This is a genomic window from Azospirillum endophyticum (assembly GCF_016595245.1).
GTDB lineage: Bacteria > Pseudomonadota > Alphaproteobacteria > Azospirillales > Azospirillaceae > Azospirillum > Azospirillum endophyticum.
Genome location: NZ_JAENHM010000053.1, coordinates 36,728 through 49,079 on the forward strand (window position 1 = coordinate 36,728; position 12,352 = coordinate 49,079).

13 protein-coding genes are annotated in these 12,352 nt (G+C 67.9%); 10 read left to right on the forward strand and 3 right to left on the reverse strand.

The genetic code is table 11. The features are described 5' to 3' along the window. Positions 1–30: 30 nt before the first annotated feature. On the forward strand, positions 31–789 hold the full coding sequence (locus JHL17_RS17770) for a GntR family transcriptional regulator (RefSeq protein WP_200195001.1): 759 nt from the start codon (positions 31–33) through the stop codon (positions 787–789). Positions 790–834: 45 nt separating this feature from the next. Here the strand turns inward: JHL17_RS17770 and JHL17_RS17775 are convergent, their stop codons facing one another. After that, a complete protein-coding gene (locus JHL17_RS17775; protein ID WP_200195003.1) occupies positions 835–1,293 on the reverse strand; it encodes a methylglyoxal synthase in 459 nt (152 codons plus the stop codon). A 233-nt stretch (positions 1,294–1,526) separates the two neighbouring features. Between JHL17_RS17775 and kduI the strand changes: the two genes are divergently transcribed. From kduI to JHL17_RS17790, 3 genes are all read left to right on the forward strand, one after another. Continuing rightward, entirely contained in the window at positions 1,527–2,363 is an 837-nt protein-coding gene (kduI, locus tag JHL17_RS17780) for a 5-dehydro-4-deoxy-D-glucuronate isomerase (protein ID WP_200195005.1), read from the forward strand. 43 nt (positions 2,364–2,406) lie between these two features. Then, positions 2,407–3,165, forward strand: coding sequence for a 2-dehydro-3-deoxy-D-gluconate 5-dehydrogenase KduD (kduD, locus tag JHL17_RS17785; RefSeq protein ID WP_200195007.1), 759 nt, complete (start codon positions 2,407–2,409; stop codon positions 3,163–3,165). Positions 3,166–3,228: 63 nt separating this feature from the next. After that, positions 3,229–3,597, forward strand: a complete 369-nt coding sequence (locus JHL17_RS17790; protein WP_200195008.1) for a cupin domain-containing protein — start codon at positions 3,229–3,231, stop codon at positions 3,595–3,597. 12 nt (positions 3,598–3,609) lie between these two features. Here the strand turns inward: JHL17_RS17790 and JHL17_RS17795 are convergent, their stop codons facing one another. After that, the gene (locus JHL17_RS17795; RefSeq protein WP_200195010.1) at positions 3,610–4,392 is read right to left on the reverse strand and encodes a GntR family transcriptional regulator; all 783 of its coding nucleotides are present in this window, start codon (positions 4,390–4,392) and stop codon (positions 3,610–3,612) included. Positions 4,393–4,716: 324 nt separating this feature from the next. Between JHL17_RS17795 and uxaC the strand changes: the two genes are divergently transcribed. From uxaC to JHL17_RS17815, 4 genes are all read left to right on the forward strand, one after another. After that, complete coding sequence (gene uxaC / locus JHL17_RS17800; RefSeq protein ID WP_200195013.1) at positions 4,717–6,117, forward strand: glucuronate isomerase; 1,401 nt, start codon at positions 4,717–4,719, stop codon at positions 6,115–6,117. Between the two features lie 159 nt (positions 6,118–6,276). Beyond that, entirely contained in the window at positions 6,277–7,800 is a 1,524-nt protein-coding gene (locus JHL17_RS17805; RefSeq protein WP_200195015.1) for a UxaA family hydrolase, read from the forward strand. A 160-nt stretch (positions 7,801–7,960) separates the two neighbouring features. Continuing rightward, the gene (locus tag JHL17_RS17810; RefSeq protein WP_247893629.1) at positions 7,961–8,827 is read left to right on the forward strand and encodes a DMT family transporter; all 867 of its coding nucleotides are present in this window, start codon (positions 7,961–7,963) and stop codon (positions 8,825–8,827) included. Between the two features lie 44 nt (positions 8,828–8,871). Then, on the forward strand, positions 8,872–9,792 hold the full coding sequence (locus JHL17_RS17815; protein WP_200195019.1) for a sugar kinase: 921 nt from the start codon (positions 8,872–8,874) through the stop codon (positions 9,790–9,792). A gap of 18 nt (positions 9,793–9,810) precedes the next feature. On the opposite strand, the gene JHL17_RS17820 is transcribed toward JHL17_RS17815, so the two are convergent. Next, the gene (locus tag JHL17_RS17820; RefSeq protein WP_200195021.1) at positions 9,811–10,362 is read right to left on the reverse strand and encodes a TetR/AcrR family transcriptional regulator; all 552 of its coding nucleotides are present in this window, start codon (positions 10,360–10,362) and stop codon (positions 9,811–9,813) included. A 124-nt stretch (positions 10,363–10,486) separates the two neighbouring features. Between JHL17_RS17820 and bdcA the strand changes: the two genes are divergently transcribed. Both bdcA and JHL17_RS17830 read left to right on the forward strand, forming a co-directional pair. Further along, complete coding sequence (gene bdcA / locus JHL17_RS17825; protein ID WP_200195023.1) at positions 10,487–11,200, forward strand: SDR family oxidoreductase; 714 nt, start codon at positions 10,487–10,489, stop codon at positions 11,198–11,200. Positions 11,201–11,913: 713 nt separating this feature from the next. Beyond that, positions 11,914–12,315 carry a hypothetical protein gene (locus tag JHL17_RS17830; protein ID WP_200195025.1) on the forward strand — a complete coding sequence of 134 codons (402 nt, stop codon included), beginning with the start codon at positions 11,914–11,916 and terminating at the stop codon, positions 12,313–12,315. Positions 12,316–12,352 lie beyond the last annotated feature (37 nt).

The window sequence follows — 12,352 nt, forward strand, 5'->3', positions numbered from 1 at the left end:
TGATCCGCCGACGATACGAGCAGGACGACCATGGATTCCAATGCGGGCGATTCGAACATGGTGGCCGTGGCCGCACCGGCCCGCCGCCGCCGCCGCCGGCCCGCCAGTGCCACCGCGAGGCCTGCCCACCGCGGCGCCACCGTGTCGGGCACCATCTACCGCAATCTGCGCGACGACATCGTCTCGCTGCGGCGCAAGCCGGGCGAGCCGGTGATCGAGAAGGAGGTGGCGGATGCCTATGGCGTCAGCCGCACCCCGGTGCGCGAGGCGATGCTGAAGCTTGCCGACGAAGGCTTGGTGGAGGTCTTCCCGCAGTCCGGCACCTTCGTCGCCCGCATCCCCTTGAGCACCCTGCCGGAAGCCATCGCCATCCGCCGCGCGCTGGAAGAGGCGACGGTGCGCTATGCCGCCGAGCAGGCGACCGGCAGCCAGGTCGCGCGGCTGCGCGCCAATCTGGAATTGCAGCGCGAGATGAAGGAGTGCGGCAATTTCGACGGTTTCCACGACGCCGACGAGGCCTTCCACGCGCTGCTGGCGGAGATCTCCGGCTATCCCGGCTTCTGGGCGGTAACCCAGCAGGTGAAGCGGCAGGTCGACCGCTACCGCCACCTGACGCTGCCGGCGGCCGGCCGGATGGACAAGGCGCTGGGCGAACATAGCGCCATCGTCGAGGCCGTCGCCGCCCGCGACCCCGACCGTGCGGTGGGGGAACTGCGCCACCACCTGACCGACCTGCAGCTGGGCATCGCCGACGTACGGCGGAGCTACCCGCATTATTTCACGGAATGAGGACGGGCGGGCACAACGGGCAGGATCCGTTCGAATCTTGCCCGCTTACACCTTGCGCGTCTCGTAGTCGGTGAAGCAGGCGGCGCGCGGGGTGTAGCCGCCGGCGAAATGGGGAGAGGAGACGATCATGTCGGCGGTGGCCTCGTTGCAGGCCATCGGGATGTTGTAGAGCGTCGCCAGCCGGGTCAGCGCCTTCACGTCGACATCGTGCGGCTGGGCGGTCATCGGATCGACGAAGAAGACCAGCAGGTCGATTCGTCCCTCCGCGATCATCGCGCCGATCTGCTGGTCGCCGCCGAGTGGCCCGCTCTTCAGCGGGGTCACGTCCAGGCCGGGATGGGCGTCGCGCACCTTCTGGCCGGTTGTGCCGGTCGCCCAGTAGGCGTGGCCGTCCAGCGCCGCGATGTTGGTGCCGATCCAGGCGATGAGATCCGCCTTGCGGGCGTCGTGGGCGACGAGGGCGATGCGCTTGCGGGGCTGCGGGCTGGATTGCGGGCTGGTCATGGACGGGCACTCCGGACGAAGACCCCTCACTAATATATCACCCTGGCGCCCAGCGCAACGCGACCCGCCGTCCCGCCTGCCACCCTCTTCCCATCGGCGACTTTGTCGCACTCTCCGCCGCCTGAAATGTCCGGGACGCCATCATTAACCCTTGCCCGGCTTACTAGTATATTAGTATGATGGCGCCAGACCCGCCGGATCGCCGGCTGCACAGAGTTGAAGGACCATCCACCATGAAGATCTCCGTCCGGCACGCATCCCACCCCGACGCGGTTCGCGGCTTCGACACCGAGACCCTGCGCGACCATTTCCTGGTCCCGACCCTGTTCGAGGCGGACGAGACGGTCTTCACCTACAGCCACATCGACCGTTTCGTCGTCGGCGGCGCCATGCCGGTCGCCGGTCCGCTGAAGCTGGATTCCTCCAAGGAGATCGGCTCGCCCAACTTCCTCGACCGGCGCGAGCTGGGCGTGGTCAATGTCGGCGGCGCCGGCCGCGTCACCGTCGACGGGGCGGTGTACGAACTGGCGCCGCGCGACGCGCTCTATGTCGCGATGGGCAGCAAGGACGTCGTCTTCGAAAGCCTGGACCGCCGCGAGCCGGCCAAGTTCTACCTGAACAGCACCCCCGCCCATGCCCGCTTCGAGACGATGAAGATCTCGATCGGCCAGGCCAAGGCCGTGCATCTCGGCGACCCGGCCCAGTCGAACGAGCGCACCATCTACCAGATGATCCACCCGGACGTGGTCCGCACGGCGCAGCTGGTGCTGGGCATGACGGTGCTGAAGCCGAACAACATGTGGAACACGATGCCGTGCCACACCCATGACCGGCGCTGCGAGGTGTATTTCTACTTCGACCTGCCGGATGACGCCCGCGTCATCCACATGATGGGCGAGCCGGAGCAGACCCGCCACATCGTCGTCGCCAACGAGCAGGCGGTGATCTCGCCGCCCTGGTCGATCCATTCCGGCGTCGGCACCCGCAACTACACCTTCATCTGGGCGATGGGCGGCGACAACCAGGACTTCACGGACATGGACTTCGTCGCCATGGACCGTCTGCGCTGACGCGCCACCGGACATAACCAACTTATAAGAACGGAAACCAACCATGACCATTTCGTTCGACCTGACCGGCAAGGTGGCGCTGGTCACCGGCGCCAACACCGGCATCGGCCAGGGCATCGCCCTGGCGCTGGCCCAGGCCGGCGCCGACATCGCCGCCGTCGACGTGGTGTCGCTGGACGAGACCAAGGGTCTGGTCGAGGCGACCGGCCGCAAGTTCCTCGGCATCCACGCCGACCTGACCTCCATCGCCCCGGTCCAGGGGCTGGTGGAGGAGACGGTCGCCAAGCTCGGCGGGCTGGACATCCTGGTCAACAACGCCGGCATGATCCGCCGCGCCGATGCCGTCGACTTCTCCGAAGCCGACTGGGACGCGGTGATGAACCTCAACCTCAAGACGGTGTTCTTCCTCTGCCAGGCCTTCGGCCGCTACGCCATCGCCGAGGGCCGCAAGGGCAAGATCATCAACATCGCCTCGATGCTGTCCTTCCAGGGCGGCATCCGCGTGCCGTCCTACACCGCCTCCAAGAGCGGCGTCGCCGGCATCACCAAGCTTCTGGCCTGCGAATGGGCCGGCAAGGGCATCAACGTGAATGCCATCGCGCCGGGCTATGTCGCCACCAACAACACCGCGGCGCTCCGCGCCGACGAGAACCGCAGCGCCGAGATCCTCGGCCGCATCCCGGCCGGGCGCTGGAGCCTGCCGTCCGACATCGGCGGTCCGGCGGTGTTCCTGGCGTCGGATGCCGCCGACTACATCCATGGCACCATCCTGCCCGTCGACGGCGGCTGGCTGGCGCGCTGACATGACGCGGCCCGTCCCCGCCCCGATGCGGGGACGGCGTCCGACAGGGGAGGAATTCAAAGCATGACCACCGACGTGTTCGTGACCGCGGGCGACATCCCGTGGCAGGATCTGGGCGACGGCGTGCGCCGCAAGATCCTCGGCTACAACGACACGATGATGATGGTGCGGGTGGAGTTCGAGGCCGGCGCCATCGGCGCGCAGCATCGCCATCCCCATGTCCAGTGCGCCGTGGTGGAGAAGGGGTCCTTCGACGTCACCATCGACGGCCGGACGCAGCGCCTGAACACCGGCGACGGCTATATGGTGCCGTCCAACATCCTGCATGGCGTCGTGGCGCTGGAGCCGGGCGTGCTGCTCGACATCTTCACGCCGATCCGCGAGGACTTCCTGGGCGAGCCGGTGGCCTACGCCGCGGCGGACGCCAAGTAAGCCCTCCGGCCCTCAGACCGGATCGCCGGGCGCGGTGAAGTAGCGCGGATAGTCGCGGCGGATGTCGGCGATCGAGATCTGCAAATCGTCCAGATGGTCGTCCAGCGCCTTGATGGCCGCCGCGGGATCGTTGGCCGCCACCGCGTCGAGGATGGCCGTGTGCTCGGCGATCACCTCGGCGATGCGGCCGCGCACCGGCAGGGTCAGCAGGCGGTAGCGGTCGATCTGCACCTTGGTCTGCTGGATCAGCGTCCAGAAGCCGGGATAGCCGGCGATCTCCGCGATCAGCGCGTGGAACGCCTCGTCGGCCTGATGGAAGCCTTCGTAGTTGGCGGTTTCCTGCATCTCCCGCTGAAGTTCCAGGTTGGCGCGCAGCGCGGCGATCTGGCTGCGGCTGGCGCGGGCCGCCGCATAGCGCACCGTCGCCTCCTCCAGCGCCTTGCGGATGGCGAAGGCTTCCGGCAGGGCGTCGAGCGGGATGCGCGAGACGAAGGTGCCCGACTGCGGGAAAATCTCGATCAGCCCCTCGTCGGCCAGTTTCAGCACCGCCTCGCGCACCGGGGTGCGGCTGACGCCGTAGGCTTCGGCGATCTGCTTTTCGGCGATGGCGTCGCCGGGCTTGCGCTTCAGCGAGACGATCTCGGCCCGCAGGTCGCGGTAGATGCGCGACGCCACGGTCGCGGCGCGGCGCGGCGGGCGCACCGTCGCGGCCGGGGCCGCGGCACGGCGCACGGTCGCGGAAACCAGGCCGCCCTCATCCTCTGTCGTCGCGACCTTCTTCACCGATGGCTCCATTCCGGCAGGCGTGTAACCGGGCGGCGATCGGCCTCCCGCACGATGTTCCTCATGTCCTGCAATCTACCCGTCCCCCTTCGCCAAGGTCAAATCCATCGCCGGGAACCCAAACGGCCGGGGTGCGGCGATGGGGTGCGGCGATGGGGTGCGGCGACTGGGCGCAGCCGATCGGGGCGCCGATGCCGCGACAGGGGAACGATTGGGCTTGCAATCAGATCTGATATATTAATATTATACAGCCAGCCGGTAGGGACGGTCCCCCGCACGGACCCCGCCTTTTCCCCACCCTGCTTTTGCCCTTCTCTTGCAGCGTAGAGGCTTCCGATGCTTCACCCCGACCGTCTTTTCCCGAGCGACCCGACGCAACGTGCCATCGCGCGCCGCCTGTACGGCGAAGTCGCCGCCCTGCCGATCGTCAGCCCGCACGGCCACACCGATCCGTCCTGGTTCGCGCAGAATGAGGCGTTCCCCGATCCGGCCAGCCTGTTCGTCAAGCCCGATCATTATGCATTCCGCATGCTCTACAGCCAGGGAATTCCGCTGGAGCAGCTGGGCGTGCCGCGCAAGGACGGCGGGGAGACCTCTTCCGATTCGCGCGCCATCTGGCGCCTGCTGGCCTCCAACTGGCACCTGTTCCGCGGCACGCCGACCTCGATGTGGCTGACCCATGCCTTCGAGACGGTGTTCGGCGTCACCGAACGGCTGAGCGCCGCCAGCGCCGACCGCATCTACGACCAGATCGAAGCGTGCCTGGGCAAGCCGGAGTTCCGTCCGCGCGCCCTGTTCGAGCGCTTCAACCTCGAAGTGCTGGCGACCACCGAATCGCCGCTCGACCCGCTGGTGCACCACAAGGCGATCCGCGAGAGCGGCTGGAAGGGCCGGGTCATCACCGCCTTCCGTCCCGACCCGGTCGTCGATCCGGAATTCGAGGGCTTCCGCGAGAACCTCGCCGAGCTGGCCCGCATCACCGGCAAGGACACAGCGACCTGGGACGGCTACCTCGCCGCCCTGGCCGACCGCCGCCTCTATTTCAAGAGCTACGGCGCCACCTCGACCGACCACGGCCACCCGACGGCGGCGACCGCCGACCTGGCCCGCGCCGAGGCCGAGAAGCTGTTCGACATCGTCCGCCGCGGCGGCGCGACGGCCGAGGAAGCCGAGCTGTTCCGCGCCCAGATGCTGACCGAGATGGCGCGGATGAGCCTGGAAGACGGTCTGGTCATGCAGATCCACCCCGGCAGCTTCCGCAACCACAACGACGTGGTGTTCCAGCGCTTCGGCCGCGACAAGGGCGCCGACATCCCGAGCGGCACCGAGTATGTGCGGGCGCTGAAGCCGCTGCTCGACCGCTTCGGCAACGAGCGCGACCTGACCATCATCCTGTTCACCCTGGATGAGGACAGCTATTCCCGCGAGCTGGCGCCGCTGGCCGGCCATTACCCGGCGCTGCGCGTCGGCCCGGCCTGGTGGTTCCACGACAGCCCCGAGGGCATGCGCCGCTACCGCGAGATGGTCACGGAGACCGCCGGCTTCTACAACACGGTCGGCTTCAACGACGACACCCGCGCCTTCTGCTCGATCCCGGCCCGCCACGACGTGTCGCGCCGCGTCGATTGCAGCTTCCTCGCCCGTCTGGTCTCCGAGCACCGGATGGAAGAGGACGAGGCCGCGGATCTGGCGGTCGACCTCGCCTACCGCCTCGCCAAGAACGCCTACAAGCTGTAACGCCTGCCCTCCCTCTCCCCCCGGGGAGAGGGTCGGGGTGAGGGGGATGCACTGCAGGATTTTCCCCAAGGTCCTGCCACGCTCCCCCCTCACCCTAACCCTCTCCCCGGGGGGGAGAGGGGACATCGCGACATCGCGTCTCCTCAAGGACATCTTCCCATGGCATCGCTGACCATCCGCCTGCACCCCGCCGACAACGTCGTCGTCGCCGGCGCCGACCTGGAGCCGGGCACCAATCTGCCCGGTACCGAAGTCGCGACCACCGGACCGGTGCCGGCCGGGCACAAGGTCGCGGTGCGCGCCATCGCGCTGGGCGAACCGGTGCGCAAGTACAACCAGGTCATCGGCTTCGCCACCGCGGCGATCCAGCCGGGCGACCATGTCCACGTCCACAACATGGGCATGGGCAGCGATTTCGAGCGCGACTATGCCTATGGCGCCGACGTCCATCCGGTCGAGCCGATCCCGGAGGCCGAGCGCGCCACCTTCCAGGGCATCCTTCGCCCGGACGGCCGCGTCGCCACCCGCAACTACATCGGCGTGCTGACCTCGGTGAACTGCTCCGCCACCGCGGCGCGGATGATCGCCGACCATTTCCGCGGCCCTGCGCTCGCCGCCTACCCCAACATCGACGGCGTCGTCGCGCTGACCCACGGCTACGGCTGCGGCATGGCCGGCAGCGGCGAGGTGATGGACACGCTGCGCCGGACCATCGCCGGCTACGCCCGCCACCCGAACTTCGCCGCGGTGATCCTGCTCGGTCTCGGCTGCGAGGTGAACCAGATCGACAAGCTGATGGAGGCCACCGGCCTGGAGGAGGGCGCCCGCGTCATCCCCATCGGCATCCAGGACATGGGCGGCACCGCGGCGGCGGCCCGCGAGGGCATCCGCCGGATCGAGGCGCTGCTGCCGGAGATCGACGACGTCAAGCGCCAGACCCTGCCGGCCAGCCACCTGACGCTGGCGCTGCAATGCGGCGGCTCCGACGGCTATTCGGGCATCACCGCCAACCCGGCGCTGGGCTATGCCGTCGACCTGCTGGTGCGCAACGGCGGCACCGCCGTGCTGAGCGAGACGCCGGAGGTCTATGGCGCCGAGCATCTGCTGACCCGCCGCGCCGTCCGCCGCGAGGTCGGCGAGGCGCTGGTCGAGCGCATCGGCTGGTGGGAGGAATATACCAGCCGCACCGGCGGCGAGATGAACAACAACCCGTCGCCCGGCAACAAGAAGGGCGGCCTGACCACCATCCTGGAGAAGTCGCTGGGCGCGGTCGCCAAGGGCGGCACCACCCCGATGACCGCCGTCTACCGCTATGCCGAGCCGATCACCGACAAGGGCTTCGTCTTCATGGATACCCCCGGCTACGATCCCGTCTCGGCGACCGGCCAGGTGGCGGGCGGCGCCAACGTGCTGTGCTTCACCACCGGGCGCGGCTCGGTGTTCGGCTGCAAGCCGACGCCCAGCCTGAAGCTGGCGACCAACAGCACGCTGTTCCGCCGGATGCCGGACGACATGGACATCGATTGCGGCGCCATCGCCACCGGCGACGCCTCGATCGAGGAAATCGGCCGCGCGATCTTCCAACTGGTGCTCGACACCGCGTCGGGCCGCAAGACCAAGAGCGAGGAACTCGGCGTCGGCGCCGATGAATTCGCTCCCTGGCAAATGGGCGCGGTCATGTAAGGGGGCATCCCCCTTTTCGAAGAACCGTTGACGAGCCGGCGCCATGCCAGACAGTTCCATCCCCCGCACAGAAGCCGGCCCCTTACCGGCGCCCAACCCGGTAAACGCGCCGCAGCCCCCGATCCAGCCGGCTGGTCCGGGGTCCAGGGGCACGGAGCCGATGCGGGCGATCCTGCTGGTGGTGCTGGCGGTCGCCTGCCTGTCCTGCTCCGACGCCACGGCGAAATATCTCGGCCGCACCCTGCCGCCGGCCGAGATCGCCTGGATGCGCTACGCCGTCTTCGCCGCGCTGGTGATGCCGCTGGCGCTCCGCGGCGGAGCGCTGCGGGTGCTGAAGACGACGCGCCCGGGGCTCCAGACCGTGCGCGGCCTCGGCATGCTGGGGTCGGCCCTGTTCTTCATCATGGCGATGCAGCATCTGCCGCTGGCCGAAGCCGCGGCGATCAGCTTCGTCTCCCCCGTCTTCGTCACCGTGCTGTCGATCCTGTTCCTGAGCGAGAAGGTCGGCATCCGCCGCTGGATCGCCCTGCTCGTCGGGCTGGCCGGCGTGCTGATCGTCATCCGGCCGGGGGCCGACGGTTTCCAGCCGGCCTCGCTGCTGCCGGTCCTGACCGCCTTCAGCTGGGCCCTGGGGCTGGTGGCGACGCGCAAAATGACGGTGCGGGAGAACCCGCTGACCACCATGCTGTGGAGCGCCCTGATCGGACTGATCGTGCTGACGGCGCTGCTTCCCCTGCACGCCGTCTGGCCGACGCCGTGGGAGATGCTGCTGGGGGCCTTCATCGGGCTGGTCTACACCCTGTCGCAATGGCTGCTGATCCTGGCCTACCGCCAGGGCGAGGCGTCGGTGCTGGCGCCCTTCACCTATGTCCAGCTGATCTGGTCCACGGCGCTGGGATTCCTCGTCTTCGGCGCGGTGCCCGACCATTGGACCTTCGCCGGCACCGGCGTGATCATCGCCAGCGGCCTCTACACCGCGCACCGCGAACGGATGCGGGCACGGGAACGCCGCGCGGCGGCGCCATGACCAAGATTTCGCCGGGGCGTTCCCCCGGCTTGTGGAGAGGAAGCATGACCGACACGCCCAACCGCATCGCCGCGCTCGGCGAATGCATGATCGAGATGTTCCGGCGGCCGGACGGGTCGCTGACCATGGGCTTCGGCGGCGACACGCTGAACACCGCGGTCTATCTGGCGCGTCTGGGCACGCCGGTCGACTATGTCACCGCTCTCGGCGACGACAGCATCAGCGACGGCATGGTCGCCGCCTGGGCGGCGGAGGGCGTCGGCACCTCCCACGTCCTGCGCGTGCCCAACCGCCTGCCCGGCCTCTACCTGATCGAGACCGATGCCGGCGGCGAGCGCCGCTTCCTCTACTGGCGCGACCAGGCCCCGGCGCGCGAGCTGTTCGCCCTGCCCCAGACGCCGGAGCTGGCCGCCGCGCTGGAGGGCTACGGCATCGTCTACCTGTCCGGCATCAGCATCGCCATCCTGGGCGAGCAGGGCCGCGAACGGCTGTTCGAGGTGCTGGAGCGGGTGCGGGCGCGCGGCGGCAAGGTCGCCTTCGACACCAACTGGCGCCCGCGCCTGTGGCCGGACCTCGAGACCGCCCGCGCCGCCTTCGGCCGCATGCTGCGGCTGACCGACATCGCGCTGCCCGGCGTCACCGACCTGCGCGACCTCTATGGCGACGCCGATGCCGACGCCGTGCTGGCCCGCGTTCGCGACGCCGGGGTGACCGAGATCGTCCTGAAGCTGGAGCAGCCCGGCTGCGTGGTGATCGAGAACGGTGAAGCCGTCGAGGTGCCGGCGCAGAAGGTCGCCACGGTGGTGGACACCACGGCGGCCGGCGACAGCTTCAGCGCCGGCTATCTGGCCGCCCGCCTGCGCGGCGAGGGTCCGGCCGACGCCGCCCGTGCCGCCCACAAGCTGGCCGCCGCCGTCATCCAGCACCGCGGTGCCATCATCCCGCGCGACGCCATGCCGGCCTGAGCGCCCACGCCTCCAAAATCAACCTTCCGCCGCCAATTCGCGGCGGAAGGCGCGTCCTGCCATCTCCGCGAAGGCGGTGAGCGCCGCCTCGTCCGCACCGTCGCGCGCCGCCGCCGACATCCCCATCATCGCGATCATCACGAATTCGGCCAACGCGCCGGCCCGTTCAGGCTCCTCCCCGGCGATGAACTCCCGGAGCGCCGACACGCTGGCCGCCCGTAGCGCCGCTGTCAGCGCCCGAGCCTCCGGATCGGCGCTGTTGCGCGCGCCGTCGAGGACCAGGCAGCCGGCCACCCCGCCCCGCTCCGGGTAGAGCCGGGCCGCCAGCCGCAGCGTGCGCTCGATGACCTCGGCGACGCCGCCGCCATCCGCCTGCGCGCGGGCGAAGATGTTCGCCTCTCCCGCCGCATAGCGCCGGAGCGCCCGCTCGAACAGCCCGGCCTTGCTGCCGAAGGCGGCATAGAAGCTCGGCGGCTTGATCCCCAGCTCCGCCCCCAGCTCGGCGACGCCCACGGCGTCGTAGCCGCGCGCATGGAACAGCCTCATCGCGGTATCGATCGCCTCGTCCATGTCGAAGGACCGCCGCCGTCCCCGCGACCCGGATGATTCTGTAGCAGCCACTACATTTTTCCCTTGCTCGAACTCTTCATCCGGATTTATATAGCACTCACTACATTTCTTCAAGGAGAGCATCATGGGTGAGTTCACCGGCCGCAAAGTCCTGGTCCTCGGCGGCAGCCGCGGCATCGGCAAGGCCATCGTCCGCCGCTTCGCCAAGGCCGGCGCCGCGGTCGCCTTCACCTATGCCGGGTCGAAGGACGCCGCCGAGGATCTCGCCGCCGAAAGCGGTGCGGAAGCCGTCCGCACCGACAGCGCCGACCGCGACGCCCTGATCGCCACGGTGGCGGAACGCGGCGCGCTGGACGTGCTGGTGGTCAATGCCGGCACGCTGGTGCTGGGCGATCCGCTCACGCTCGATCCCGACGCCGTCGACCGGATGATCGACGTCAATGTCCGCGCGCCCTACCACGCGGCGGTCGAAGCGGCACGGCGCATGACCGACGGGGGCCGCATCATCGTCATCGGTTCGGTCAACGGCGACCGCATGCCCTTCGCCGGCGGGGCCGCCTATGCCCTGACCAAGGCAGCGGTGCAGGGCATGGTGCGCGGTCTCGCCCGCGACTTCGGCGACCGCGGCATCACCGTGAACGCCATCCAGCCCGGCCCGACTGACAGCGACATGAATCCGGCCGACGGGCCGATGGCCTCCACCATGCACGGCTTCATGGCGATCAAGCGCCACGTCCATGCCGACGAGGTCGCCGAGCTGACCGCCTACATCGCCGGCCCGCATGCCGCGATGATCACCGGTTCGTTCCAGACCATCGACGGCGGCTTCGGCGCCTGACGGCTCCCTTCGGACAGCCGGTCTTCGAACGGCTATGGGGGACGGCGCCCGTCCCCCATAGCCTTGTTTCTGCCGATCCTTCCGCGACGTTCCCATGCCGCCGGTCGGCGTCCGGCAGCGGCGTGTGCCTGGGGACATGGCGCCGACAGTCCGGACCTTGGCCTGCTCGACCCCGTCCCTCATGCGCTCGTCGTCACGCCCGCCAGCGCCTTGGGCCTGGCCCTGCCTGCCGGTCAAGTCATTCCGGCTGCTCATCGACGCTCCTTTCGTTCAGCCTGCGGCGGGCTCGGCGATCCAAGCGACCGCCGTCCCGCGATGCCCCATCCCCCTCGACCGGAAGCGGACCTTGCGCTGCGCAAAGGGGAACCCCGCCGACGATGCCGGGCGACCATGATCAGCATCCGGGCGGATGATCGAGGGCGCAACTGGCGCGCACATCCCTGAATTAAATACATGTGACTGAATTTAACTCTGTCACAATACCTTCCAAATTCATCGGAAATTTACATATTCATTGAATACATAGATAATAATCGCGGAAGTAATTCTGAAAAATACCATGATATGCATTAAATTATGCTTTCCGCATTTGAATTATTCGGTTTCCTGTGCATCATCAATTCACGAAATGCACTTCGCCAAAGCAATAGAACTATGAGCACAAGTGTATTTCATTGGCACCCAATCTTCCCATTGAAAACGGAGCGTGAATTATGCCGACCACCTACAGCGTCTCTGTCACCATGGACCAGAACACTCTCTCCACCCTGAAAAGCAACGGGTTTATTCTGTACGGATTCAAAGGCGTCAACACGCCGAACAGTGCGAACGCACAGCCCACCGTCTGGTTTCAAACCAATCAATATCTGACGAGCACCACCATCTCGTGGACCGAGAGCTACAAGGCCTATGTCAGCACCCAGGAAATCCAGCAGAACACCACGATTGACGCCAGCAACAGCATTGCCACCGATCTCGATTATCTGGTGACCGTGGACGGCAACGGGTCGCTGAGCGCCAGCACCACAGGCGGCACGGCAGGCGCGATCAGCATCTATGACAATTCCAGCACTCCCTATACGACGGGTCTCAGAGTCCGACTCAGAATCGGTTAGGTTGTTGATGCTCGCGCGATTCGTCGCGAGAGTAGTT